We start from the raw sequence: 25,976 nt of genomic DNA on the forward strand, positions 1-25,976 counted from the left end.
AGCTTCATCGCTGCCGCCGAGCCGATGCGTCGCGGCACCACCTCGCTTCCGCGGGGGCGGACTTATGGGGCGCGGCACCACCTCTCTTCGGTCATCCCAGGGCTTGACCCTGGGATCCATGCGGCTGACACTGCGGGAAGATTGACTGAGGCCGCATGCCGGGGCTGATCCCAAGGCAGCTCAAGGGCGAGCATGACGGAGCGTGGGATGCGCAGGAGAAACCATTCCCGGCCTGGGCCACTCGGCAAGGGACGAGCGGTCGCTTGACGCCCTCGCCCGAATGGCTTTTCCTCAGGGAAAAGCAAGGACCAAACCAATGCGCATCGCCCTTCTCCTTACCCTCCTCGCCGCGACCGCCGGCCTTTCCGCCTGCCAGACGATGACGCCGGAGGAGCGGCGGGCGGCCGATGAGCAGAAGTGCCTGAGCTATGGTTTTCGCCGCGGAACCGATGCGTTCGCCACCTGCCTGCAGCGCATCGATCTCGACCGGCGGGCCGAGTCGCGGGCGCAGAGTGCCGAGCTGATGCAGAGCATGGCCTGGGATCTGAACGGACCCTATATCTATCACGATCGCTGGCGGTACCATCACTGACGTCGGCGCTGCGCGGTCCTACATGTTTTCCGAAATCACCGCCTGCGCCGCCGCCAATCTGGCGATCGGCACGCGAAACGGCGAGCAGGAGACGTAGTCGAGGCCGATCGTTTCGCAGAAGCGGATCGAGGCGGGGTCGCCGCCATGTTCGCCGCAGATGCCGAGCTTCATGTCGTTGCGGGTGCGCCGGCCGCGTTCGGCGGCGATGCTGATCAGCTCCCCCACCCCATCGAAATCGAGCGAGATGAAGGGATCGTGCTCGATGATGCCCTTGCGCTGATAGGTGGGGATGAAGGCCGACGCGTCGTCGCGTGAGATGCCGAAGGTGGTCTGCGTCAGGTCGTTGGTGCCGAAGGAGAAGAATTCGGCGGCCTCGGCGATCACATGGGCGCGCAGCGCCGCGCGCGGCAGCTCGATCATCGTGCCGACGAGATAATCGATCTTCATGCCGGCTTCGGCCATGACATTGCCGGCGATGGCGTCGATGCAGGCCTTGACGTAATCCAGCTCGGAGCGCAGGCCGACCAGCGGCACCATGATCTCCGGCACGACGGCCGCCCCGGTCTCATGCGCCGCAGCCACCGCCGCCTCGAAGATGGCGCGGGCCTGCATCTCGACGATCTCGGGATAGGAGATCGCCAGCCGGCAGCCGCGATGGCCGAGCATCGGGTTGAACTCGTGCAGCGCATCGACGCGCTGGCGCAGCGCAAGCGGCTCCAACCCCATGGCGAAGGCGACCTCGGCGACCTCGTCGTCGGTCTTCGGCAGGAATTCGTGCAGCGGCGGATCAAGCAGGCGGATCGTCACCGGCAGTCCGTGCATGACGGTGAAAAGGCCGGTGAAATCCAAGCGCTGCATCGGCAGCAGCTTGTCGAGCGCCAGCCGCCTGCCCTTCTCATCCTCGGCCAGGATCATCTCGCGCATGACATGGATGCGCTCGCCCTCGAAGAACATGTGTTCGGTGCGGCAAAGGCCGATGCCCTCGGCGCCGAAGGAGCGGGCGGCGCGGGCATCAGCCGGCGTATCGGCATTGGTGCGCACCGTCATGCGCCGGGCGCGGTCGGCCCAGCCCATGATGCGGCCGAAATCGCCCGACAGTTCCGGCTGGATCATCGGCACCTCGCCCTTCAGCACCTGGCCGGCCGAACCGTCGATGGTGATGATATCGCCCTTCTTCAGCGTCACGCCGATGCCGAGCAGGCGCTCGTTGCGTTGATCGATGCGCATGGTGCCGGCGCCGACGACGCAGGGAATGCCCATGCCGCGGGCAACCACCGCCGCATGGCTGGTCATGCCGCCGCGGGTCGTCAGGATGCCTTCGGCGGCATGCATGCCGTGAATATCCTCCGGGCTGGTCTCGACCCTCAGCAGAATGACCTTGCGGCCCTCGGCTTCCGCCTCGACCGCCTCTTCGGCGGTAAAGACGATGGCGCCGGTCGCCGCCCCCGGCGAGGCCGGCAGCCCGGTGCCGATCACCTGGCGGTTGACGCGCGGATCGATGGTGGGATGCAGGAGTTGGTCGAGGCTCGAAGGTTCGATGCGCAGCACCGCCTCCTCCTCGGTGATCACTTTCTCGTCGACCATGTCGACGGCGATCTTCATCGCCGCCCGGGTCGAACGCTTGCCCGAGCGGGTCTGCAGCATCCACAGCTTGCCGCGCTCGATGGTGAATTCGATATCCTGCATGTCGCGGTAATGCATCTCGAGCTCGGTGCAGATGCGGGTGAGCTCGCGGAAGGCTTCCGGCATCAGCTTTTCCATCGAGGGCTTGTCGGAGCCGGAGGAAAGCCGCCCGTCCTCGGTGATGCTGTGCGGCGTGCGGATGCCGGCAACGACATCCTCCCCTTGCGCATTGACGAGGAATTCGCCGTAGAGCGCCTTCTCGCCGGTCGAAGGATTGCGGGTGAAGGCGACGCCGGTCGCCGAGCTGTTGCCGAGATTGCCGAAGACCATCGCCTGGATATTGACCGCCGTGCCCCAGCCTTCCGGGATGTTGTGCAGCTGGCGGTAGGTGACGGCGCGCGCGCTCTTCCAGCTGGAAAAGACGGCGCCGACCGCACCCCAGAGCTGGACTTCCGGATTCTGCGGAAACTGCTGTCCCAGCTCCTCTTCGATCAACCTTTTGTAGAGGGAGACGACATGCTGCCATTCGGTGGCGCTGAGCTCGGTGTCGAGTTCGTGGCCGAGCTTGGCCTTCTCGTCCTCCAGGATTTCCTCGAAGGCGTCGTTGCCGAGGCCCATGACGACATCGGCATACATCTGGATGAATCGGCGGTAACTGTCCCAGGCAAAACGCGCGTCGCCGGCATCATGGCCGAGCGCCTGCACGGTCTCGTCGTTGAGGCCGAGATTGAGCACGGTGTCCATCATGCCGGGCATGGAGACGCGGGCGCCTGAGCGCACCGACAGCAGCAGCGGCTGGCTGGTGGAGCCGAAATGGCGGCCGGTGATCGCCTCGATCGCCGCTATGCCGTCGCGCACCTCGGCCTTCAGCCGGTCGTCGATATGGCCGCCATTGCTGTAATAGGTGTTGCAGGCATCGCTGACGATCGTCAGTCCCGGCGGAACAGGAAGGCCGAGAGCGCACATTTCAGCAAGATTGGCGCCCTTGCCGCCGAGCATCTCGTGGTCGCGCGCGCCACCCTCCGCCTGTCCGTCGCCGAACCTATAGACCCACTTGGTCATCTTCCCCCCAACTCCAGATCGGGATCAGTGTGATCCCTCGGCTGTCGACGACCCTCGCTCTTTTCTCGGCGTCATCCTCGCCCCTGTGGCGAGGATCTGCTGCGTGTGACCGGTCGCAGATGCTCGGGACAAGCCCGAGCATGACGAAAGAGAAGAAGGCAGTGTCGTCAGCCTGACAAATCAGCTTAATGCCTTGGAGTTGAAATGAAAATCGACAAATGCGGCAAAAATGCTGCGTCGCACAATAATTTTCGCGAGAGTGGCGGCCGAAGGCATGCAAACCGCACCCGATCTGAAGAAGGCATAAAAAAAGCTTTGCGGGACTGCAACAATGTCCCGCAAAGCCTTGTTTCCGTCCGGCCAGGAAAACCGGACGGGGGGTCCCTCAACCCAGGACGGTTCATGGAACCACCCTGATCTTCGTGTTCGGCAATACCTCAGGATTTCCCGGGATTGCTCAACACCTCCCGGGTCTTTGCCCTCTACCCGGAAAGCGCATCGCAAATTCGACAATACGCAACGTTGACCGCCCGCTTTTCAGCAAAGTCATCAGGTTGCGTTGAAACAACTTCTAATGCAAGTCAGAGAAAAGAGCATCATCCAAATGGGGTACGGACCGCAAGACAGCCGACCTTTTTTGGTGTTTATCACCGAATGCGGGAAAATTGCGCGCGATTTGTGCACAGTCCGGCTGGAGTTCGGGTTTTGGCCGGCCGATGAGCAGCCGCCTCGTCGTCGATGCGACCCTCTCGAAATGCGAGGCAGATCCTGCGCCGATGGCAGACAGCCGTTCCCGCAAAAGCTGATGCCGGACGGTGGTGAATGTCGGAATCCCGTTTGGCCGCACGTCTTCAATGTGGACAAGCGATGGAGAAAGCGATGACGATCACCATTACCGCCTTTGAACGTTCGCCCGATCGGGGCCGGGGTCTCGCGCGCGACATGCGGGTTCGCTGGGCGCTCGAGGAAGCGGGCCAATCCTATGAGGTTCGCCTCGTCACGTTCGAGACGATGAAGCAGCCGGCGCATCTGGCGCGTCAGCCTTTCGGGCAGATCCCGACCTATGAGGAAGGCGATCTTACCCTGTTCGAATCCGGCGCGATCGTCCTGCATATCGCCGAGTGCCACGGCGGCGGCCTGTTGCCTGGGGATAGCAATGGCCGGGCGCGGGCGATCGCCTGGATGTTTGCCGCGCTCAATACGGTTGAGCCGCCGATCTTCGAGCACAGCCTCGCCAGGATCCTGGAGCGCGACGAACCCTGGTACGAAAAGCGCCTGCGTTCCCTAGAGGGCAGCATCCGCAAACGACTGGACAGCCTTTCTGCCCATCTCGGCCATGCCGACTGGCTCGACGGCGCCTTCAGCGCCGGTGACCTGCTGATGGTCTCGGTACTGCTGCGGCTGAAGTCGTCAAACATACTGGACGATTATCCCAGCCTTGCAGCCTATGTCGCCCGCGCCGAAGCACGGCCGGCCTATCAGCGCGCCTTCGCCGCGCAGCTGGCGGTCTTCCAGGCTGCATCGGGCGGCTGACCAGGGATCATGGGGGGTGAACCGCTTGGACGGAAGTAGTCATTGATTGCTTCGTGTTCTGGCGTTTTCGTTGGTCGAGATACGCAGGAGTTCAATATCCGTGCAACGTCCCAGGCTGGGAGATCGGTGGGGGGGCTGCCCCTCAACCGCAACTACCTCTCGTCCTTCGAGCCCGGTTCATTCTCTCCTCTGCCAACCCAAGCACCACCCTTCCCGCCAGCCCGGCATCACCTCTCCTCACCATCCGGGCACCACCTCTCCTCCGTCATCCCAGGCCTTGAGCCTGGGATCCACGGCCTGGCGCTGGTGGATGCCGCATGGATCCTCGGGTCAAGCCCGAGGAAGACGGAGGATAGGGTGACAGCCGCAGCAAAATAGCGGCGGACCGCCAAATACCAATTCGGTGGCGCCCGTGTGTCTGTCCGCGGCCTCCTGCCGCGTCCGCGTTTCCGGCCGGTCCCTTGCCTCAATCCCATCACCCTGGGCCCTGAGCCTGGTCTCCGCGGCTCGCGCGGACGCCTTCAGGCGATTTCGCGCAGGCGTTCGGCCGTCTGCAGGTCGACGGAGACGAGGGTGGAGACGCCCTGCTCGGCCATGGTGACGCCGAAGAGGCGGTTCATGCGGGCCATGGTGATCGGATTGTGGGTGATGATGACGAAGCGGGTTTCGGTCGATGCCGCCATTTCGTCCATCAGGTTGCAGTAGCGCTCGACATTGTGGTCGTCGAGCGGCGCGTCGACCTCGTCGAGCACGCAGATCGGCGCCGGATTGGTGAGGAAGACGGCGAAGATCAGCGCCATCGCCGTCAGCGCCTGCTCGCCGCCCGACAGCAGCGTCATGGTCTGCGGCTTCTTGCCGGGCGGCCGCGCCAGGATTTCGAGGCCCGCCTCCAGCGGATCGTCGGATTCGATCAGCTGCAGCTCGGCGGTGCCGCCGCCGAAGAGATGGGTGAACAGCCGCTGGAACTGGCCATTGACGACGTCGAAGGCGGCGACCAGGCGCTCGCGGCCCTCGCGGTTCAAGCTCTGGATGGCGCCGCGCAGCTTGCGGATCGCGTCGATGACGTCGTCGCGCTCCTTGATCAGGGCTTCGAGCCTTTCGCTCAGCTCCTTCTGCTCCTCGTCGGCGCGCAGATTGACGGCGCCGAGCCGTTCGCGCTCCATCTTCAGCCGCTCCAGCTCGCGCTCGACCTCGCGCGGATCGGGCAGCGCCTGCATCGGCTGCAGGCCGGCAAGCCGCAGCGCCTCATGCGGCGGCACATTCAACGCCTCACGGATACGACTTTCGCTTTCCTGCCGCCGCTCACGGGCAGAGACGAGGCGCTCCTCGGCGCGGCCGCGGCGTTCGCGGTATTCGGCAAGTTCGGAAAGCGCGGTCGCCGCCTTGTGGTCGGCGTCGCGCTGGATGCGTTCGGCTTCGGCGAGCAGATCGCCGGCGTTGCGGCGCGCTTCTTCGGCCTTCTGCAATTCGCTGAGCAGAGCGCGGCGCTTGTCGTCGAATTCATCCGGCGCCATTTCGAGCTCGGCCGCCTCCTCGCGCGCCTCTTCCTCGCGCTCGCGCAGTGTGGCGACATGATCCTCGCCACTTGCCGCCCGCTGGCGCCAGGTCTCGCGCTCCTGGCCGATCGCCATGATGCGACGCTGGCGGGCCTCATTTTCCCTCGCCAGGCTTTCGTGCCGGGCGCGGGCCTCGGCGAGCGCGCCGCGGTCGGTCGCAACCTCCGCCTGCTGGAAGCGCAGCCGCTCGTCGATCAGCGTGAGATCAGGCGCATCCTCCAGCTCGATGCGGGCATTTTCTTCCTGAACGCCGATCTCCTCCAGTTGCGTGCCCAACTGGCTGGCGGCCTCGCTGACGACGTCGCGGCGGCGGATGAGATCGCCGCAAGCGCGCTCGGCCGCAGCCAGCGCCTCGCGCGCCTCGGCGAGATGACGCGCCGACAGGCGGCTCATGTCGCGGGCTTCCGCGAGCCTGCGTTCCTCGATGCGGATGGCTTCGGCGGCGGCTGCCTGCCGTTCCTCGGCCTCGGCAAGCACGTCGCGGGCAATCGCCACTTCACTTTCGAGTTCGGCCAGGCGGTTCTTTTGGGCAAGGCGCAGTGCCGCGGCACTCGGGGCATCTGCGCCGGTGACATGGCCGTCCCAGCGATAGACGGCGCCCTCCTTCGTCACCAGGCGCTGGCCGGGCTTCAGCGCCGCCATCAGCGACCGCGCGTCGCCCTCGCCAACCATGCCGATCTGGCGCAGCCGGCGCGTCAGAGCGGCGGGTGCGCTGATATGGGCGATGAGCGGCGTCACGCCCGGCGGAAGCGCCGGGTCGGCGGCGCCGTCGCCATTGACAGACCAATGGGCCGGCGCCTCGGCATCGAGCGGGGATTCCAGATCGTCGCCGAGTGCCGCACCCAGCGCCGTCTCAAAGCCGCGATCGACCTTCAGCTCCTCGGCAACCGGCGGAAACTTGCCGGCGGCCGCACCGGCGGCAAGCATGCGGGAAATGGTGCGGGCCTCGGTTTCCAGCGCATTCAGGGCGGAGCGGGCCTGATCGACCGGCGCGCGCGACAAGGCCTCGGCCTGGCGGGCGGCGGCGAGCGCCCGTTCGACTGTCTGGGCCGCGGCTTCGGCATCGGCCAGCGCGATTTCACCGGCCTCGACGATCGCCCGTTTTTCATCGGGATCGGCCAGGCCTGATATCTTCTCTGCGATGGCCGACAATTCCGCATTCGCCTCGTGCATCTGGCGCTCGAGGCGCATGCGGCGGTCGGCGAGATCGCGGATGGCGCGCTCCAGCTGGTTGCGGCCGGCGGCGGCTTCCGCCCGCTCGGCCGTCAGCTGGGTGAAGATGCGCTCGCTGTCGGCGAGCTTCGCCGCCGCCCCTTCGAAGGCTTCGCGGGTCTCCTCGGCAAAACGGCCGGAATCGGCGAGGATTTGAGAAATCTCGGCCTCTTCGGCGTCGAGCTTGGCGAGGATGACGGCATTGTCGGCGACCAGCCGTTCCTCGCGGCGGATATCTTCGGCCAGCTGGGCGAGACGGCGGGTCAGCTCGTCGCGGCGGCGCAGGATGCGGCCGGCATCCTCTTCCAGCTGGCTTCTGGCGATCTGCAGGCGTTGCAGGGCGGCAGCCGCACGCGCCTCGCCCTCGCGCAATTCCGGCAGCTTCAGGCTGGCAATACCCTGCTGCTTGGCCGCCTCCATCTGGATCTGCGCCTTTTCGGCGACGATGACGGTTGCCTGGTTGAGGGCGCTGTCGGCCTCGGCCTCGGCCTCCTTGGCCTGCACCCAGCGGATATGCAGGAGCATCGCCTCGCGGGCGCGGATATCGGCCGACAGCGTCTTAAAGCGGTTGGCCTGGCGGGCCTGACGCTTCAGGCTCTCGATCTGGCTTTCGAGCTGCGAGGTGACGTCGTCGAGGCGCTCGAGATTGGTTTCGGCGGCGCGCAGCCGCAGTTCGGCCTCGTGGCGACGCGAATGCAGGCCGGAGATGCCGGCCGCCTCTTCCAGGAGCTGGCGGCGGGCCTGCGGTTTTGCCTGGATCAGCTCGCCGATGCGGCCCTGGCCAACCATCGAGGGCGAGCGGGCGCCGGTGGAGGCGTCGGCAAAGAGCAGCTGCACATCCTTGGCGCGGCTTTCCTTGCCGTTGATGCGATAGAGCGAGCCTTGTTCACGCTCGATGCGGCGGGTGACCTGGATCTCGTCGCTGTCGTTGAAGGCGGCGGGTGCGGTCCGCTCGCCATTGTCGAGATAGAGCGCCACCTCGGCGGTGTTGCGGGCCGGGCGGTTTCCCGAGCCGGAAAAGATCACGTCGTCCATGCCGGAGGCGCGCATGTTCTTGTAGGAATTCTCGCCCATCACCCAGCGCAGCGCCTCGACGAGATTGGACTTGCCGCAGCCGTTCGGTCCGACGACGCCGGTCAGCCCCCGTTCGATGATGAATTCCGTCGGCTCGACGAAGGATTTGAAGCCGACCAGGCGCAGCTTGTTGAACTTCATGCGGAAATATCCACGGCAGGAAGCCCCGCCCGCAAACTGCGCTGAAAACAAAAAACGGGCGCACGGCTTTCGCCGTCGCCCGCTGTGGTCGAACGGTCCGGTTCAGATGAGGCTGTCGATGAGCTTCGACATGGTGTCAACCGGCATGTCTCCAGAATAGCGCTTGCCATTGATGAGGAACGTTGGCGTGGCGTTGACGCCGAAATCCTTGGATCCCCTTTCCCGCGTGGCGTTCACTTCATCCAGAAGCTTCTGGTTCGTCAAGCATTTCGTGAAGCTATCCTCAGTAAATCCGGCAAGCTTCGACATCTGCAGCAGTGCGGCGCGGCCGTCATCGGCGGCGGCCCAGACCTGCTGCTGCTTGAACAGCATCGAAACCATCGGGAAATACTGTTCCGGCGTGCTCAACTGCTCCGGATTGGAGGAACTGCAGCGGGCGAGCATGAAGGCGGCTGCGGCACGCGGATCGAAGGGGAATTCGCGGATAATGAACTGCACCTTGCCGGTATCGACGTATTTCTGCTTGATCGTGTCGAAGGTGGTGTTGTGGAAATGGGCGCAATGCGGGCAGGTCATCGACATATATTCGACGATCTTGACCGGCGCGTCGGCCTTGCCAAGCGCCATCTCGGGCAGCGCGCCGGGCTTCAGCACTTCGGCCATGTCGACATCGCCGTCGGACTGGGGCATGTCCCCCGCCGAGGTGGCCGCCGTCTGCATGGTATCGACATCGGTGCCGTCGGCCATGGTCTTGCCGGAGGACGAAGCATCGGCAGCGTCCTTGCTGTCGTTGCAGGCGACAAGCGCTGCGGCAGCTGCGGCGATGGCGATCCCACCCAGGAGGCGGCGTTTCGTCAGTTGCATTTCGGACATCTGCATGGGTTCCCCATAAGTAATGAGAGTGACGGCATGATTGTGCGATATAACGGCTGGCAGCCGCCTACAAGGCACGGTTGGCCAACTTCCTTCAAAGAATTGTGACCGTGATGGGACCGCCGGACAAAATTGCTATCGGTCAGCTCCCGGATTTCATCGATAGACATCACGGCGATTGCCAATCCGCACGATGAGGATTCGCACGGTTCCATCGTCGATGCTTGCGATCACCCGATAGTCCCCGATGCGGTACTTCCAGAAGTCCCCAAGTTCAGATCCTTTAAGCGCCTCTCCGATGGATCGTGGATCGTCCAGCTTGGCAACGCGATCATTGAGAAACCGGAGGATTCGGCGAGCCGCCTCATGTCCAAGCTTCTCAAGCTCACGCTCGGCTGCCCGGTGAAACTCAATTCTCCAAGCCATGACGTGCCATCAGCTCGGCCAGCGGCACTGTATCGCTCTCACCTCGGCGAAGCTCTTCGAGGCGCTTTTCGGCGAGATAGACATCCTCGAGATCATCGAGATGTTCGAGAATGGCTTGACGCGCGTAGAAGCTCTTGCTGCGGCCCGTGCGCCTGGCAAGCTCATCGAGGCGTGCTTCGATTTCAGGTGGCAACCGCAAGGCCAACATGATTTTTCTCCTGTCTGCTATACAAATATAGCACCCGAAGCGTTCGGTCACCAGTCTCCTCCCGGAAATCTCGCTGATGCGACTACGCAATGCGAGCCCTATACGTCGGTCTCGGGCAGAGTCGAATTCCTTGTGACCCGCGAGCGTGTTGAAGCAGGATCAAAAAATTAAACGCCCGTAGGACGCCTCGGTCGCCAGAAGCGGACAAACTTCCACTCAGATTTGCTCATCAGCGCCCTCTTCCCCGCTTGCCCATCACCGCAGTTCCCAAGCGCTGGATCGCCTGACGCAGCTTGTCGCCCTCGATGCCCTCCATCATGCCTTCGAGCTTGCGCGCGGCCTCGCCCTTCAGCGGCGCGGGCGGGCGGGAGCGGCGGACGGCTTGCGACACCGGCTTCTGGACGATGCGGATCTGGTGGACGGCGGCGAAGCCGAAGAAGCTGTTGATGCGCTGGATAAGTTCGCCCTGGGCATGGGTGAGGAAGAGCGCGCGCGCGCCTTCGCAGGCGATCGTCAGCACGCCGGGGCGGAAGCTGCCGTCATCGCCGCCGCCGCGGGCCCAGGCGATCTTTTCCGGCCGGGTGCAATCGGCGAAATCCTCGCCGGCGATTTCGCTCCACGAGCCGAGTAGCGCCGTGTTGATGCCGGCGCGGCGCGCCAGGACCGGATCGATCAGCCCGTTCGCCAGTTCGGAAATCTGCTTCACATCTTTGCGTGGATAACTCATCGAAACCTTTGAACGGCGTCACGAATTGGTGCGGCCGACTTGATCGCGCGGCGTTGCTTCGCCAAGTATAGGGCCTTCCCCCCATTGCGGCAAATCATGACGACCACGACACTCGACACGCCCTCGGCAAAGCCCCTCCTCGACTGGTACGACCGCCATCACCGCGACCTGCCCTGGCGCGTTTCGCCCGGCATGGCGGCGCGCGGCGTCCGCGCCGATCCCTATCGCGTCTGGCTGTCCGAAGTGATGCTGCAGCAGACGACGGTGCAGGCGGTCAAACCCTATTTCGAGAAGTTTCTCGAGCGCTGGCCCGAAGTCTCCGATCTTGCCGCAGCCGAAAACGAGGCGGTCATGGCCGCCTGGGCGGGGCTCGGCTATTATGCGCGGGCCCGCAATCTGAAGAAATGCGCCGAAGCGGTAGCTAGGGAACATGGCGGCGTCTTTCCCGACACCGAAGAGGGACTGAAATCGCTTCCCGGCATCGGCGATTATACCGCTGCCGCCGTCGCCGCCATTGCTTTCAATCGGCGGGCCGCCGTCATGGACGGCAATGTCGAGCGGGTGATTTCAAGGCTTTATGCCATCGAAACACCGCTGCCGGGCGCCAAGCCGCTGATGAAGGCGAAGGTGGCGCTGCTGACGCCAGCGGCTCGGCCCGGTGATTTCGCCCAGGCGATGATGGATCTCGGGGCGACGATCTGCACGCCGAAGCGGCCGGCCTGTTCGCTCTGTCCGTTTCGCGATGCCTGCCAGGCGCTGAAGCTTTCCGATCCCGAGCTCTTTCCGGTCAAGGGGGCGAAGAAGGACAAGCCGGTTCGCCAGGGCGCGGCCTTCATCGCGGTGACCGCAGAGGGCGAGATCCTGCTCAGGCGGCGGGCCGATAGCGGCCTGCTCGGCGGCATGACCGAGGTGCCGACGACGGGCTGGACGGCGCGCATCGACGGCGAGACCTCCGTCACCGCCGCCCCCTTCGAGGCGGCCTGGCAATCCTGCGGCACCGTCATCCATGTCTTCACCCATTTCGAACTCCGGCTGTCGATCTGGCGGGCGGCGATCGCTGCAAAGCCGAAGCCGAATGCTGGCGTGGATGACGGATGGTGGGAACCGGTTACAAATCTTGAAGCGCAGGCCTTGCCGACCGTCATGAAAAAAGCGATCGCAGCGGCTATTCCTCTCGCGTTCAAAACATCCAGGGCATAAACATGACCATCGAAATAAGGCATATCGTTTTCGACATCGGCAAAGTTCTCATTCATTACGATCCCAATCTCCCCTTCGCCCGCCTCATTCCCGACGAGGCCGAGCGCAATTGGTTTTTCGCCAATATCTGCACCCATGACTGGAACGTCGAGCAGGACCGCGGCCGCACCTGGGCGGAGGCCGAAGCGCAGCTGATCGAAGCGCATCCGACGCGCGAGGAGCACATCCGCGCTTTCCGCAAATACTGGCACGAGATGGTCCCGCACGCTTATGAGGAGAGCGTCGCGATCATGGAGGGGCTGATCGACGAAGGCCGCGACGTGACCATGCTCACCAACTTCGCCTCCGACACTTTCCGCGAGGCGCAGCAACGTTTCCCGTTCCTGACGAAACCGCGAGGCGTCACCGTTTCCGGCGATGTCGGCCTGATCAAGCCTGACATCGCGATCTATGAGACGCATACGAAGAGCTTCGGCCTCGATCCCGCCGCGACGATCTTCATCGACGACGCACCGGCCAATGTCGAAGGCGCCAAGGCCTTCGGCTGGAACGCGGTGCGGTTTTCGGGCGCGGACAAACTGCGCAGCGATCTCGCTGCCTACGGCGTGAAGGTGTGAGAGCCATGGCCTTCGACCCGGCAGAGGAAATCGAACGCTTCCACGCCGCCATCAACGCGCTGGATTTTCCGGCGATCGAGGACTATTTCGCCGAGGACGCGACCTATGTCTCGAACGGCGTCGGCAGCCTCTCGGGGCGACCAGAGATCATGGCTGCCTTCCGGCGCTATTTCGACGATTATCCCGATCAGACGGCGGAGAATTCGCTGGTGGAAAGCCTGACGCCCCTCTCCGGCCGCGCGGTCTGGTCGCTCAGCGCCACCCACAGCCGGACCGGCAAACCGCTGCTGCGCGAGGGCGAGGAAACGATCACCTTCAATGAAGATGGCCGCATCACGCGGGTCGAAGTCACCGACTATCGCCAGTTCTGATCATTGCGCTTCCCAGCTCAAATAGAAGACGCCCGAGGCTTGAACCCCGGGCGCCTTGGTCTTCTTCCGCAACTGGAGGAAACCGGAAGAAGTTATTTCGATTCGCCAGAGCATGATGCCGAAAAGTGTAAGCGGTTTTCGGACGACATCATGCTCCAATTATCTGGTTTAGGCGCTGCTCAATCCACCTTTGCCAGATCACTGCGGATGACGGACCTGAGCTCGTCGATCGGGCGCAGGGACTGCCCGTCTTCGAAGTGCCAGAAGGTCCATCCGTTGCATGCATCGAGCCCCTGCACCTTGGCGCCGAGACGATGAATGGAGCCGGCCTCGCCGCCCGAGGCTACCGTGCCATCGGCGCGCACGATCGCGCTGTAGCGGCGCTTGGCGTCGGTCAGCACCTGGCCGGGCTTGATCAGGCCGCTTTCGACAAGCACGTTGAAGGCGACGCGAACCTCGGCCTTCTTGCCGGTCATTACGGTGAGTTCCGCCTTGCCGAGCGGCTCGATGGCGGCGATGCGAGCCGAAGCCGCATCGATATATTCCTGCTCGCGCTCGATCCCGACGAAGTGGCGGCCGAGGCGCTTGGCGACGGCGCCCGTCGTTCCCGAGCCGAAGAAGGGATCGAGCACGATATCGCCGGGCTTGGTCGAGGCCATGATGACGCGGGCAAGCAGCGCTTCCGGCTTCTGCGTCGGATGCACCTTCTTGCCGTCCTCGCCCTTCAGCCGCTCATTGCCGTTGCAGATCGGGAACAGCCAGTCGGAGCGCATCTGGACGTCGTCATTGGCGGCCTTCATCGCGTCGTAGTTGAAGGTATAGCCCTTGGCCTTGGCATTCGGACTTGCCCAGATCATCGTCTCATGGGCGTTCTGGAAACGGCGGCCCTTGAAATTCGGCATCGGATTGGTCTTGCGCCAGATGATGTCGTTCAGGATCCAGAAATTCAGATCCTGCAGCGTGGCGCCGACGCGGAAGATATTGTGGTAAGAGCCGATCACCCAGATCGAGCCTGTCGGTTTCAGCACCCGGCGGCAGGCGAGCAGCCAGGCACGGGTGAAGGCGTCATAGGCCTCGAAAGAGGCGAACTGATCCCATTCGTCATCGACCGCATCGACCAGCGACTGGTCGGGACGATGCAGCGTTCCGCCGAGCTGGAGATTATAGGGCGGGTCGGCGAAGATCACGTCGACGGAGTGGTTGGGCAAGGCTTCAAGGGCGCTCACGCAGTCGCCCTTGATGATCGTGTCAACCCAGGAGTCCGCCTTGACGGAAGCCTTGAGGTCGGCAAGCGGAAAAACTGACGCCATTCTGATACTCACTCATACGCTTTACGCTTAACTCTCCGTTATGGTTACCCAACTTAGTTACCAAAGCCTGAAGCACTGGCCGATTTCGGGAATTTATTGTGGCGGGCAATCGGGTAACGGTCCGAGAGCGGCGCCATGAGGCGATTGTTTTAATCGTTTGCTTGAAAAGCTTATCTCTGTTGAGACTGGAGGGGCACCGAATGAGGAGTACCTTTTGGTTTCTCGGTCAGGGCGATGCAGAATGCCTGCCGGGGTGCAGCGTCCATCATTGAGACATAAACATCGAAAGGCGGAATGATTTTCAATTTGATTGCAAGCTGGACACAGTCCCCAGTGTTCTTGTTGCTTTTCAAGCAAGCATCCACGCGCCTGTAATCTCCTATCACTTTGTTATCCCAAAAGTGCCTGGGAATAATTTGGTCCACCCCAAGACCATGATCTTTGAGAGCGTTACTTACTCCAGCGTCTTTCCAGGCGTATAGCCTGAGTGCTGTAACCTGATCCTCGAAATTCTGCACGATATTCTCCCTCATGGGAAAATACGACGGCGGCACAAGAATTCCCAAAGGCACTAGCCGATCCGCAAGCGAGGCCAAAGCTTCTGAATTTCCCTGGCGCGCTTCATGCCAAACGATTTTCCATGCTTCTGCGCAATTGCCCTTGCGGATCAGATTAAATGCTTGCTTCTCAAGGGCTGGCTGCTCATCAGCCGTCTGGGCAAAAACTGCAATTGGCGTAAGAGCAGCGGCTAAAGCAAATACCGTAAAGACTGCTCGAATGAGGCAAGAGCGCGAACAATTTTTTCTATCATCCATTCGAGATTTGCGCCTTCAATGCAACTTGAGCCTTACATTTCGAAGATATCCGACAGCATTGCAAGTAAAAGCGAGAAAACCTGTTTCAGACGAAAACGGGCGGAGCTCTACCACTTCTCGCCGTCCTCACACCGCATCATGAACCCTGCGGCTGTCGGCCGGCGCCTCGCCGCGTTCGAACATGCCGTAGTCGCGCAGGACACTGGCGATGCGCAGGCGGTAATCGGCGAAGATGCCGCCGCGGCCCGCCTGCTGGGCGGACCGATGGGCCTCACGGTTGCGCCATTCCTTCACCGCCGCCTCGTCGCGGAAGAAGGAGAGCGACAGCAGCTTGCCGCGGTTGGTCAGGCTTTCGAAACGTTCGATCGAGATGAAGCCGTCGATGGTTTCGAGTTCGGCACGCAGCTCGCCGGCGAGATCGAGATATTTGTGGCGCTCGCCCATATAGGGCACGACTTCGAAGATGACGGCGATCATGGCAGCACCAGCTTTGCGTGGGGAGCAGAGACGTTTTTCAGGAAGACGCGATCCTCCTTCAGGATAAAGCGTTCGCGACGGGCGAACTCGTAATTCTCGCGGCCGAGCGGGTCGGCGGCCAGCCGGGCGCGGTAGGCTTCGTAGGCGGCGAGGCTTTCGATATTGTAGACGCCGTAAGCCGTCGTCGCCGACCCTTCATGCGGGGCGAAATAGCCGATCAGGTCGGCGCCATTCCTCGGGATCGCCTGGCCCCAGTTGCGGGCATACTCAGTGAAGACGTCCTTCTTGAAGGGGTCGATCTCATAGCGGATGAAGCAGGTGATCATCGGGTTCTCCTTTGTGCTTCCCCGTTTTCGCACATTGCCGGACGAAGATGCTTCGGTTACGATCGAACTATGAAGGAAGGACCAGACATTGCCCAGATCGGCGCGCTGATCGGCGATCCTGCGCGGGCCAACATGCTGGCGGCGCTGACCGGTGGGCGGGCGCTGACGGCGACCGAGCTTGCCGGCGTCGGCGGCATCACGCTGCAGACGGCAAGCACCCATGTCGCCAAGCTCGAAGCCGGCGGGCTGCTGGCCCAGCGCAAGCAGGGGCGCCACCGCTATTTCACGCTGGCCGACGAGGCCGCCGCCCGGCTGATCGAAAGCATGATGGGTTTTGCCGCCGGGCGCGGGCATCTGCGCCACCAGCCAGGGCCGAAGGAGCCGGCGCTGCGCAAGGCGCGCATCTGCTACGATCATCTGGCCGGCGATTATGGCGTGCGCATGCTCGACAGCCTGATTGCATCAGGCGCGATCGAGGCGGTCGGAGAGGGTCTGGCGCTGACGGAAAAGGCGAGAGCGATCTCGCCCGCATCGGCATCGACGTCGGCAATCTCAAATCCTCGCGCCGCCCGCTCTGCCGCTCCTGCCTCGACTGGAGCGAAAGGCGAGCGCATCTGGCGGGCAGCCTCGGCAAGGCGCTGCTGTCGAGCTTCCTTGACAGGGGCTGGGCGAGGCGCACCGCCGAAAGCCGCTCGATCCTCTTTACACCGGAAGGCGACCGGCAATTTCTATTGCTTTTTCCGGCTGGATAGACGGGTGCAGATCTGCAAAACCCTGCCAGCGTAAAGGCGCAGGTGATGAATGCGCCGAACCGACCGTCGGGCATATCCGTCACTCGCCTCGCTTGATTGCCACCCCTGCGCCCCCGCTCCAGTCGAGGCATGTTCGCATTCGGCCGAGCGCGGGCTCCCATCCGGCGTCCTTTGCTGGCACGCGAAGCCGTTTGCGGCTTCATCACCCCTGGCAGCCTTTCTTCCTCATCTTCTTTTCGATCTTTGCCTTCCTTTCGACGCCATCGTCGGCATGTTTTCCGCCGGTCAAACCATGATCCATCATCGCCTGCAGCTGTGCACAGCTTCTGTGATTGTGGTGCTTTCCGCCCTTGGCGGCGGCTCGTGTCGCGCCGCCACAGAAGTGCGTTGCAAATTTCTTCGCCGCTGGCCGATCGCGATCGGATAGAAAAAGTCGGGGGATTATCCGAGCGAGGCTTAGGAGAGAAACAGTGAGGTTTAACCGACGTTCGCCAAGCAGCTATCCATCCGCTCCGGATGCGAAAGCGCCTCGCTAGAACAGGATGATCTAAGGCCGGGTGGGCCTTAAATTTTAATCCTCAAACAGTTAGAGCATGATTTCCTCCGAAAATCGCTCACACTCATGCTCTAGAATCTCACGTCCAACCGGGCATTGGCGCTGTGGCGGTTGAGGCCACCGCCGAATTCTCCTCGGTACGACAGGGAAGCGGCCGCTGCCTCCGTCAGCTGCAACGTCACGGATCCGCCCGCAACGACGCTGTTTTCGGCATTGCGCAGCCCTCTCACGACGAAACTGCCGCCATTTTCGAATGCCAGAGCGGCGAGCGGCGTATCCTGATCGGCAATCCGTCTCCAGGCGACATCAAAACCAGTGGTGACACTCTTTCCGGCGATCGAAGCCTGTCGTTTCGTCCGTAGCCCCACAGTCGTCGCAAACAGATCTTCGCGTGCGCTCTCGCCCGAAAGGGAGGCTGCGCCGCCGTCCTCGTGGAAGCTGTCGCGCTGGCCGATGGCATAGTCCAGTCTGCCGAACGGCGTCACGATCAGGTCAGGGGAAAGGCCGAAGTCGAATGACGCCTCCGAGAAAAACTGGGCGGTACTGCCATGATAGCTTGCCGTTTGACTGTCGGAAAAACCGTCAAAGGCGATGTCGCGGCGCGTTTCGATGTCGTGCCAGCTATTCGACGCCCCGAACTTGACCTGCAGTCCGCCGAATCGCTGGGCGGCATAGAGGCCAAGATGCACGCTGTCGATATTGGCCGTGGAGCCAAGGTCCGGGATCTGGAAAGACGATTGTCCGACGCCTGCGAACACCCCGGCCGAACGATCGTCGATCACCCAGTCGACACCGTACAGCGCACCGCCGCGCGCCGTCGTCGCGCTGGAGGCGTTTCCGTCGCCCTTCAACCAGGAAAGATTGCCATAGGCGCTCGTCCATGCCTTGCCGCCGGTCTCGAACGCCTCGTTCAGCCGGTCATAGACCGCATTGCGCACGTCATCGGCTTCGCTGAAAAGGCCATTTTGCAACGAGGCGTGAATCTCGCCGGAGAGCTGATCGAACGCATCTCTCGCTTCTGCCCTGTCGCTATAAAGAATCGCATTGTAGAGCGCCAGGCTGCTGGAACCGCTCGTCTGGTCGAGAAAGTCGAGCCCGTAAGCCGACTGTTGCTGATTAAAGGTGAGGGCGGCGCTCGGGAACAGAGAGCCGGGGCTCAGCACGGTACGCAGGGTCAAGGTTACGTCGGTGGCGGAATAGCTGAGGAAAGACTTCAGGAAGGCGGAATCGATCTCCAGATCGCCGAAGGTGCCCGACACGGCGCCGGCGGAGACGATCGTGTAGGACTGGCCGTTGATGTAACTCACGGCCGGGTCCCATAGGATTGCCTGGACTTTGGCGCCGTTCAGGAAGGCGGTGCCGGTGACATCGACCTTGTCGCTCAGCCCGGCGCTGCCGATCTCGACCTCGAAAAGAGTGAGTGGATCGAGGTTCAGATCTCCGGAGACCGCGAGGGTTCCAATCGAATTGCCAGGAGCAAGGACGCTGTTTGCGGCAAGCGAGGCGGTGCCGACGCTTCCCGTTCCCTGAAGTCTTGCGCCGGAACCGATGTTGACCGCACCAGTCAGGCTGCCATTGACCGACAGCGTGCCGTCAAGCACATCCGTATCGCCGCTATAGCTGCTGTTTCCAGTCAGGTGAAAGAGGCCATGGCCAGTCTTGACGAGACTGCCATCGCCGGTGATCGACCCGGCGAAAGTGGTTGAACTGTCGTCGCCGCCGACCGTGAGTGTCGCCGTGTTAAAAAGGTTCACATCTCCGCCCGACGAACCGCCGCCGGCGAGCGAGCCGATGGTTTCGGAGGTGGCGACGTCGAGCCCGGTTCCGGCAAGATCAGTAATGGTCACGCCCGCTCCGTCGGCCAATGCATTGCCGTTCTGGATGAATAACCGCCCCTGGTCGATCACCGTATCGCCGGAACGCGTGTTGTTGCCGGAAAGGGTCAGTGTCCCCGCGCCAGTCTTGGTCAGCCGTCCGGTACCCGACACGTTGCCGGCGAAGGTCACAGCATAGCCGTTCGTGTTCACGGTGCCGCCGGCGCCTCCGATGACCACACCCCGGGCGACTGGAGACGCAACAGTGCCGAATGTCTGCAACGTCGCGCCGTCGAGGGTCACGGTATTGGTGGCGCTGCCATCACCGAGAGATGCGGATGAGGACACGAAGAGGGTTCCTCCCAGCACATTCATCGCGCCGGAGAAATTGTTGGGTCCAAATAGCCCAAAAGTGCCGGCGCCCGATTTGGTAACGGAGCCGCTGCCGGATATGACGCCGCTGAACGTCCCGCTCGCGCCGGAAGCGCCAAGGGACAGGCTGGCACTGCCGAGCAGAATGTCGCCGCCGCCGGAAAGGCTCGCAATAGCCTGGTTGAAGCCGCCCATATCCAATTGGGTGCCGTTATTCATGAAGAGTCCGGACGAGGTGGAAAGCGCGTTTGCCGACATCAACTGCAATTTGCCGGCTGAGATGGTCGTTGCACCGGTATAGGACTGCTGGCTGCTGAGCGTGAAGGTGCCGGTGCCGGCTTTGGTCAGGCCGCCGTCACCTGATATAACTCCGTCGAAAGTGGTCGAGCTATTGTCAGCTCCAACGGAAAGAACGGCGTTGCCGGCGACGTCGACACTCCCACTACCGGTTAGTGCATCGACAGCTTCACTTGTCTTGATAGTCAACGTCCCGTCGAGATTGATGTCCGCAAGGCCCCCGAACACCTTGCCGCCATCAGCAGTCAGTGTCGCGCCGGACAGGACATCGATCGAGAGGCCCCCTTGCGCGATTCCCGACCAGAGAAAATCCCCGGAAATCGTCAGCCCGCGGGTGGCGATGATCTCGCCGGAATAATTTCCGGATCCGATCGCCAGCGTTTCCGTCGTGCCTATCATGCCGGAGCCGTAGAGGTTGTTGAGCGAGGCGTCGTACGTTCTTAGATCCAGGGTCGAGCCTGACGACAATCGAAGCGAATCGAGCGTCGAAAGATTTGCAGCGGTGGCGGCATCGAGAATGTTTAGCGTCCGGTTGGCGGAGAGCGCGACTTCGCCGACGCCGACGAACCTGCCCTGCCAGTTTCCGCCCCGGCTGAAGGTCACACTGTTTGCGCCGTCGATCGTTCCATCGAATGTGAAGTCTCGGATCTCAAGATTAGCATTGTTGAGGCGGATGGTGCCGCTGCCGGCAAGAGAGGCTATCCAATCGTTGTGCGTCCCGAAGTCGATGGTTGCGCCGGATGCAACGGTTGTCGTGGTGGCGCGGAGCAGTGCCCCTTGACCGTCCCCCGGGATCAGTAGCGTGCCAGAATCGACATAAACGTCCTGGCTTGAGCCCGAGAAGAAGTTATCCGCAAGCGTGACGGTGCCTGTGTCGCCGGCGCCGCCGAAATGAAGTTCCGCGCCCCTCCCGGCCCGATAAAGCCTGAGATTCAGATCACTGCCGGCAATGGCGGAGAAACGCACAACGGCGCCGTCCATAATATCCATTTCCGGCACCAGACTGACGGTTCCGGCCCCCACGGATCTGATCCATCCACCCGTCGACATGTCGACCTGATCCGTTCCCAACTCGCCGCCGTTGCTGATCTCGACATAGGAATCGAGCAAGGGATCGCTTTGCGCGGTAACGGCTGAAAGAGAGAGTGTAATAAATGCTGAACCGGCAACGGCGAAGTGAACTGAGATACGGCCCTGTGCTTTCATCAAAATCAACTTTATTGAAGAAAATTAAACGCAGAGGCTGTATAAACCGCCTCCCGCCAATGGCAGAGTCTAAACTTTGCATTGATCTAAGCAGACGAAAGAAACATGAGCGAGACACGCCTCTATGCCGGAGTGAATGACTTCGCCGCGGACACTCTGTGGGTCGAGGCGGCCCGCTTGATGCGCCATCCCTCCTATAGCGTCGCGGTGCTGTCCTATTGCGAGGCAATGATTGCACGCGTGCCGAAGGTGTTGCCGGCGAACAAGCTTTTTGCCCAGAAGCAGCGCTATCACGTTTCCTTCGTGCTGATTTGTCTTTACATTCAGTGGCTTCAAGCGCGTGGCCCAGCGCCATCGCTTGCCCTTCTTCAGCGCGCTGCACCCGGCAGCCCGCGCCAGATCGCCGATTTCATCGGCGGGCTGCGTGACCGGGGCCTTGTCACCGCGATGTCACTGGAGACGGATCGCCGTACGCAAATCCTGAAGCCGGGTCTGGCATTGATGCGGGAAATCGCACACTCGCCATTGGCCATTTTGAGATCCTTCGAGCTCCTGGCGCCGCCTCTGCCCATCCGCCCGGACGAACTCGCCCAGGACGAGGACGTGCTGGCGCGCTGGCTGGCGCTCTCCGCGGAACGTTATGCGTTGAAGGACGACCTATTCGGCCCATTTCCGGCCATCGTGCGCCACAGCGAAAGAGATGCCGGCCACCTCGTTTTCTGCGCCGTCATCGCCGAGGCGCTGCGCGAGCGCCCGGCCGACGCGAAGGTCCCCGCAAGCCTGACTTATCGAGCGCTTGCGGAGCGCTTCGGCGTGTCCCGTCAGCATATCAGCAACATCCTCGACGAAGCCGCTGAGAAGGGCTGGTATTGCGTCTCCGCGGGGGGCGAACTCGCCTCGATGCCCGATGGGACGCTCCTTCAGTTCGAGACCTGGGTGGCCGGACAGATGGTCCATTACAGCCGCCTGACGGCGCTGATCGGCGGCAAAAAAGTCGAAGCCGCCGCGCCGAACGATTAAATCGGCCTAAGGTCCGAGGCCTTGTCCGACTGAGTGCCTAGATCAGGAACAGCCGGGTAAAACCGTCGTTTGTCAAACAGTCGTCCATCCACTCCGGATGCGACGGCAACTGACAAACAATCGGAGGAATATCCTATGATGAAGGTAACACATCTGGCATTGGCAGCGGCCCTTCTGGCCGGCACGGCGGCGTCCGGCTTTGCGCAGTCTTCGAGCACAGTCGGCACCGGCGGTTCGACGGCGGGCGGCGGAACTGCGAGCAGCACCGTCGGTACTGGTGGCAGCTCTGCCGGGGGCACCTGCCCGGCTGGTGCGACCAACTGCAATTCCGGTTCGTCCTCGACGCTCGGCACCGGCGGCTCGTCGGCTGGCGGCGGGACGTCGAGCAGCACGGTCGGTACCGGCGGCTCGGCCGCGGGCTCGGGCTCTGGATCCGGTTCCGCCTCTACGCTTGGCACCGGTGGCTCGTCGGCCGGCGGCGGCACGTCCAGCAGCAGCGTGGGCACCGGCGGTTCCGCCGCAGGTTCGGGCGATGCAAATTCGGCCTCGAGTGTCGGAACCGGCGCTTCGTCGGCGGATGGAGACAAGACCGGCAGCACCGTCGGCACCGGCAGCAGCGCGGCAGGCAGCTCGCACGACAACAAGGGCAAGAAAGGCTGCGCGCCTGGCCAGGTCAAGAAGGGTGCCGCCGGCACCGAGGATTGCAAATGATGATCCCGGCCGGCGCCTTCCGGGCGCCGGCCAAACTCTTGGAGAGAAACCAATGACCCGGTTTTCCACAATCGCACTTGCCGCTTCGCTCATTCTGATCGCCGGCCCGACAATGTCGGAAGAGATCAAGCTCGACGACGGGACGACGTGCACGATCGTCCAATCCCAGGCGGGAGACACGTCAACCACCGTCACGGCCGGCAACGGGCACGTGTCCTCGTCGACCACGACAGGCAGCGGTTCGACCGGCTCCACTTCGTCATCCGCCTCGGCGGGCTCCTCGGCTGGATCGGGAAGCGTCGACAGCTTTTCGACGGCAAGCGTGACCCGGCCGGACGGCACCGTCATCACGAAACGGTCCGATGGAACCTGCTCCATCACCAAGCCGAACAAATAGGAGATGGCAATGAAACCCATCAACTTTATCGCCGCCGCCTCGATCGCGCTCCTCGCATCGAGCCCGGCCGCCCTTGCGGAGGAGTGTAATGCGGCCGGAACCGTCGGCACGGCGGGAAGCGCTTCGGCCGGAGGCACATCCGCCAGCTCGGTCGGAACGGCGGGCGCCTGCCAGACCGATGGCGGCACGACATCGTCGATCGGATCTGGCGGAAGTGCGGCCACGGTCGACGGAAAGGCGCAAAGCAAGACTCATGTCAACGATAATGGCGACAAGCTGAAGGCGCAGACCAAGGCCCAGGCCGTCGACAAGGGCACGTTCAGCAAGTCCCGCACCAAGACCAGCACGGACGGCAGCTCGCTCGACAGCACGACTCGTACGATGTCGCATGTTCCGGGCGAAAAGCCGGTGAAAAGCACCACCACTCAGAAGATCATTCTGCCGGAACAATAGTTGCCCGGGGCTCGCCGCTTGAACTTCGACGAGCCCTGCCCCTCCAGTATCACCATTGAGCAGCGACCACGGAGCCGGTCGCTTGCCGCATCGCAGCCATGCTTGAGATCAGGTTGAGCTTTGCCCGGTGATCGTGTAAAGCCGCAGCATCCCCGCACAAGACCAGATTTCCAGCAAGGCGTGAACAATGGACGGCTTCGATCTCATCATCTTCGACTGCGACGGTGTCCTCGTCGATTCCGAAATCATCGCGGCCGAAGTCGAATCCGCACTGCTGACGGAGGCCGGATATCCGATCGGCGTCGAGGAAATGGGCGAGCGTTTCGCCGGCATGACCTGGCACAACATCCTGCTGCAGGTCGAGCGCGAGGCCAGCATCCCGCTTTCGGCCTCGCTGCTGGATAAATCCGAGCAGCTGCTCGACCTCAGGCTGGCGAATGACGTCAAGGCGATCCCGGGCGTCGAATTCGCCGTCTCCAGGCTACCGATGAAGCGCTGCATCTGCTCGAATTCGAGCACGAAGCGGCTCGACATGATGCTCGGCAAGGTCGGCCTGAAGCCGCTGTTTGCGCCCAACGTCTTCTCCGCCAAGGATCTCGGCGCCGACCGCGTCAAGCCGAAGCCGGATATCTTCCTGCACGGAGCAAGCCGCATGGGCGTCTCTCCCGACCAGACGGTCGTGGTCGAGGATTCCGTCCACGGCGTGCACGCCGCCCGCGCCGCCGGCATGCGCGTCATCGGCTTCACCGGCGCCTCGCACAGCTACCCCGCCCATGCCGACAAACTCACCGATGCCGGCGCCGAGACGGTGATCTCACGCATGAACGACCTGCCGGGCGTGGTTGCCGCGCTGGCGGCGTGGGAAGGCGTGCTCTAGGCCCGGACCATTTCGCTCGGCTGCTGCCGATGCGGTCGCGGCACTACCTCTCCTCCGCGCCGGCGGGGCTTATGCATCCCGGCACCGCCTCTCCTCCGTCATCCCAGGGCTTGACCCTGGGATCTTTACTGTGGGCAATTAATTGAAGCCGAGTGCCTGGCTGTGGATCCCAGGGTCAAGCCCTGGGATGACGGAGTGTGGGGTTGGCGTTCTCGCCAAACGCGCCGGCGGCGCAGCTTGTGAAGTGCCGCTGTTGCCGAAGCTCGTGCGGCGCCGCATCTGGTGTCGCTTCATGTGGCTGCTGAGGCGATGTACCCAGACACCACCTCTCTTGCACGCCGACGGGGCCTATGCACCCCGGCACTGCCTCTCTCCCGCGCAGATGGGATTATGGGTCACGGCACCACCTCTCCTCCGTCATCCCAGGGCTTGACCCTGGGATCCATGCGGCTGGCACTGCGTGAGGAGCGGCGACATTTCCCCGTGGGCAAGCAATTGAGGCCGAGTGCCGGTCGTGGATCCCAGAGTCAAGCCCTGAAATGACGGTGTGGGCGTTGCAATGGCTGAGATTGCGGCTATGTCCTCTCGGCATCCAACGGATATCCCGAGCATGACAAAGGCAGGCCTAGCTGCCCTTCTTCGTCTTCGCCGGCTGGGTGTCGAAGCCGACGTTGACGCGCACCAGGGCGCCGGCGCCGACCGGCATCTTGATGCCTTCCTTGCGGAAGATGACCTGCGTGCCCGGCGAGCCCGCCGGGATTTCGGTCGGGAACTTGGTGACTTCGGAGTAGAGCACGTTCTCGCCGTCGAGGACGCTGACGCGGATCGGCAGCGTCACCGGGCCGGGAGCGCCCGCCGGGCCCGTGATGAGGCGCAGTTGGGCGACGACGGTCATCGTCAGGTTGGTATCGTTCAGCATGCACTGGCGGGTGTAATCGCCGAAGGAGGCCTGGACGGCGATCTGCTGCGGATCGTCCTTCTTGCCCTTGGCGTAAGTGCGGAAGATCGCATCCTGATCGCGCATGAAGATCTGCGGGCAGGCGCCCTGGACGACCGGGGCGACGGTGCCCTGCGCAGTCGTGGCCGTGCCGATCGACGGATTGTTGGACGACGGATTGGCGGGCGCCAGCGGCATGATCTGGGCATTGCCGTTCGGCTGGGCGGGCGCTGCCTCCGGTTTGCTGTCGCCGCCTATGCCGAGCGAATTGCAGCCGGCGAGCAGGGCGACAAGAGAAGCGGAGACGATGAGACGCGAGACCTTGCCGAGCACGATATTCCACCCCTTGCACAAGCGTTTCTTGGAGGCCCCATGTCTTTTGCGTGAGGCCTTTCACGACGGTTGGCGATGGTCTATATCAGCGGCTCAAACAAAAATCGA

23 protein-coding genes and 1 pseudogene are annotated in these 25,976 nt (G+C 62.8%); 11 read left to right on the forward strand and 13 right to left on the reverse strand.

Going from position 1 to position 25,976, the window contains the following annotated elements; genetic code table 11:
* Nucleotides 1-316 precede the first annotated feature (316 nt).
* Nucleotides 317-592, forward strand: a complete 276-nt coding sequence (locus tag HJC00_RS00005; RefSeq protein WP_221163483.1) for a hypothetical protein — start codon at nt 317-319, stop codon at nt 590-592.
* A gap of 18 nt (nt 593-610) precedes the next feature.
* Here the strand turns inward: HJC00_RS00005 and ppdK are convergent, their stop codons facing one another.
* Complete coding sequence (gene ppdK / locus HJC00_RS00010; RefSeq protein ID WP_221122534.1) at nt 611-3,277, reverse strand: pyruvate, phosphate dikinase; 2,667 nt, start codon at nt 3,275-3,277, stop codon at nt 611-613.
* Nucleotides 3,278-4,156: 879 nt separating this feature from the next.
* Between ppdK and HJC00_RS00015 the strand changes: the two genes are divergently transcribed.
* Nucleotides 4,157-4,810 (forward strand): glutathione S-transferase family protein, encoded by a 654-nt coding sequence (locus HJC00_RS00015; RefSeq protein WP_221163484.1) that lies wholly within the window; start codon nt 4,157-4,159, stop codon nt 4,808-4,810.
* A 521-nt stretch (nt 4,811-5,331) separates the two neighbouring features.
* On the opposite strand, the gene HJC00_RS00020 is transcribed toward HJC00_RS00015, so the two are convergent.
* The 5 genes from HJC00_RS00020 to HJC00_RS00040 form a co-directional block, all read right to left on the reverse strand.
* Entirely contained in the window at nt 5,332-8,793 is a 3,462-nt protein-coding gene (locus HJC00_RS00020) for a chromosome segregation SMC family protein (RefSeq protein ID WP_221146649.1), read from the reverse strand.
* Nucleotides 8,794-8,895: 102 nt separating this feature from the next.
* The gene (locus HJC00_RS00025; RefSeq protein WP_405047662.1) at nt 8,896-9,666 is read right to left on the reverse strand and encodes a DsbA family protein; all 771 of its coding nucleotides are present in this window, start codon (nt 9,664-9,666) and stop codon (nt 8,896-8,898) included.
* A 156-nt stretch (nt 9,667-9,822) separates the two neighbouring features.
* The gene (locus tag HJC00_RS00030) at nt 9,823-10,092 is read right to left on the reverse strand and encodes a type II toxin-antitoxin system RelE/ParE family toxin (RefSeq protein WP_221122530.1); all 270 of its coding nucleotides are present in this window, start codon (nt 10,090-10,092) and stop codon (nt 9,823-9,825) included.
* Nucleotides 10,076-10,300: a DUF6290 family protein gene (locus tag HJC00_RS00035; protein ID WP_210631686.1), complete on the reverse strand. Its 225-nt coding sequence runs from the start codon at nt 10,298-10,300 to the stop codon at nt 10,076-10,078. The genes HJC00_RS00030 and HJC00_RS00035 overlap by 17 nt, the downstream gene beginning before the upstream one ends.
* Before the next feature lie 229 nt (nt 10,301-10,529).
* A complete protein-coding gene (locus tag HJC00_RS00040) occupies nt 10,530-11,027 on the reverse strand; it encodes a DUF721 domain-containing protein (RefSeq protein ID WP_210628890.1) in 498 nt (165 codons plus the stop codon).
* A 96-nt stretch (nt 11,028-11,123) separates the two neighbouring features.
* Here HJC00_RS00040 and mutY point away from each other — a divergent pair, with 96 nt between their 5' ends.
* From mutY to HJC00_RS00055, 3 genes are read left to right on the forward strand one after another with little or no spacing between them, the layout of a single operon-like run.
* Nucleotides 11,124-12,227: an A/G-specific adenine glycosylase gene (gene mutY, locus HJC00_RS00045; RefSeq protein ID WP_210628891.1), complete on the forward strand. Its 1,104-nt coding sequence runs from the start codon at nt 11,124-11,126 to the stop codon at nt 12,225-12,227.
* A 2-nt stretch (nt 12,228-12,229) separates the two neighbouring features.
* A complete protein-coding gene (locus tag HJC00_RS00050) occupies nt 12,230-12,844 on the forward strand; it encodes an HAD family phosphatase (protein ID WP_210628892.1) in 615 nt (204 codons plus the stop codon).
* A 5-nt stretch (nt 12,845-12,849) separates the two neighbouring features.
* The gene (locus HJC00_RS00055; protein WP_210628893.1) at nt 12,850-13,215 is read left to right on the forward strand and encodes a nuclear transport factor 2 family protein; all 366 of its coding nucleotides are present in this window, start codon (nt 12,850-12,852) and stop codon (nt 13,213-13,215) included.
* A 179-nt stretch (nt 13,216-13,394) separates the two neighbouring features.
* Here the strand turns inward: HJC00_RS00055 and HJC00_RS00060 are convergent, their stop codons facing one another.
* From HJC00_RS00060 to HJC00_RS00075, 4 genes are all read right to left on the reverse strand, one after another.
* Entirely contained in the window at nt 13,395-14,525 is a 1,131-nt protein-coding gene (locus tag HJC00_RS00060; protein ID WP_210628894.1) for a site-specific DNA-methyltransferase, read from the reverse strand.
* Between the two features lie 170 nt (nt 14,526-14,695).
* Nucleotides 14,696-15,340: a hypothetical protein gene (locus tag HJC00_RS00065; RefSeq protein ID WP_210628895.1), complete on the reverse strand. Its 645-nt coding sequence runs from the start codon at nt 15,338-15,340 to the stop codon at nt 14,696-14,698.
* A gap of 126 nt (nt 15,341-15,466) precedes the next feature.
* Entirely contained in the window at nt 15,467-15,817 is a 351-nt protein-coding gene (locus HJC00_RS00070; protein ID WP_210628896.1) for an antibiotic biosynthesis monooxygenase, read from the reverse strand.
* Nucleotides 15,814-16,143: an NIPSNAP family protein gene (locus HJC00_RS00075; protein WP_210628897.1), complete on the reverse strand. Its 330-nt coding sequence runs from the start codon at nt 16,141-16,143 to the stop codon at nt 15,814-15,816. Before HJC00_RS00075 ends, HJC00_RS00070 begins: the two co-directional genes overlap by 4 nt.
* A 69-nt stretch (nt 16,144-16,212) precedes the next feature.
* Here HJC00_RS00075 and HJC00_RS00080 point away from each other — a divergent pair.
* Nucleotides 16,213-16,895: pseudogene (locus tag HJC00_RS00080) on the forward strand (ArsR/SmtB family transcription factor).
* A 202-nt stretch (nt 16,896-17,097) separates the two neighbouring features.
* On the opposite strand, the gene HJC00_RS33110 reads toward HJC00_RS00080, so the two are convergent.
* Together HJC00_RS33110 and HJC00_RS00085 are read right to left on the reverse strand one after the other, a co-directional pair.
* A complete protein-coding gene (locus tag HJC00_RS33110) occupies nt 17,098-17,337 on the reverse strand; it encodes a hypothetical protein (protein ID WP_405048780.1) in 240 nt (79 codons plus the stop codon).
* A 185-nt stretch (nt 17,338-17,522) separates the two neighbouring features.
* The gene (locus tag HJC00_RS00085) at nt 17,523-21,044 is read right to left on the reverse strand and encodes an autotransporter domain-containing protein (RefSeq protein WP_221163485.1); all 3,522 of its coding nucleotides are present in this window, start codon (nt 21,042-21,044) and stop codon (nt 17,523-17,525) included.
* Between the two features lie 201 nt (nt 21,045-21,245).
* Here HJC00_RS00085 and HJC00_RS00090 point away from each other — a divergent pair, with 201 nt between their 5' ends.
* The 5 genes from HJC00_RS00090 (at nt 21,246) to HJC00_RS00110 (ending at nt 24,598) form a co-directional block, all read left to right on the forward strand.
* A complete protein-coding gene (locus tag HJC00_RS00090; RefSeq protein ID WP_221163486.1) occupies nt 21,246-22,160 on the forward strand; it encodes a MarR family transcriptional regulator in 915 nt (304 codons plus the stop codon).
* A 135-nt stretch (nt 22,161-22,295) separates the two neighbouring features.
* Complete coding sequence (locus HJC00_RS00095; protein WP_210628902.1) at nt 22,296-22,871, forward strand: hypothetical protein; 576 nt, start codon at nt 22,296-22,298, stop codon at nt 22,869-22,871.
* 52 nt (nt 22,872-22,923) lie between these two features.
* Nucleotides 22,924-23,268, forward strand: a complete 345-nt coding sequence (locus HJC00_RS00100; RefSeq protein WP_221163487.1) for a hypothetical protein — start codon at nt 22,924-22,926, stop codon at nt 23,266-23,268.
* 9 nt (nt 23,269-23,277) lie between these two features.
* Nucleotides 23,278-23,721: a hypothetical protein gene (locus HJC00_RS00105; protein ID WP_221163488.1), complete on the forward strand. Its 444-nt coding sequence runs from the start codon at nt 23,278-23,280 to the stop codon at nt 23,719-23,721.
* A gap of 187 nt (nt 23,722-23,908) precedes the next feature.
* Nucleotides 23,909-24,598, forward strand: coding sequence for an HAD family hydrolase (locus HJC00_RS00110; RefSeq protein ID WP_210628905.1), 690 nt, complete (start codon nt 23,909-23,911; stop codon nt 24,596-24,598).
* Between the two features lie 625 nt (nt 24,599-25,223).
* On the opposite strand, the gene HJC00_RS00115 is transcribed toward HJC00_RS00110, so the two are convergent.
* The gene (locus HJC00_RS00115; protein ID WP_221163637.1) at nt 25,224-25,871 is read right to left on the reverse strand and encodes a hypothetical protein; all 648 of its coding nucleotides are present in this window, start codon (nt 25,869-25,871) and stop codon (nt 25,224-25,226) included.
* Between the last annotated feature and the right edge of the window lie 105 nt (nt 25,872-25,976).

Source organism: Rhizobium sp. NLR22b (assembly GCF_019685295.1).
Classification (GTDB): Bacteria; Pseudomonadota; Alphaproteobacteria; order Rhizobiales; family Rhizobiaceae; genus Rhizobium.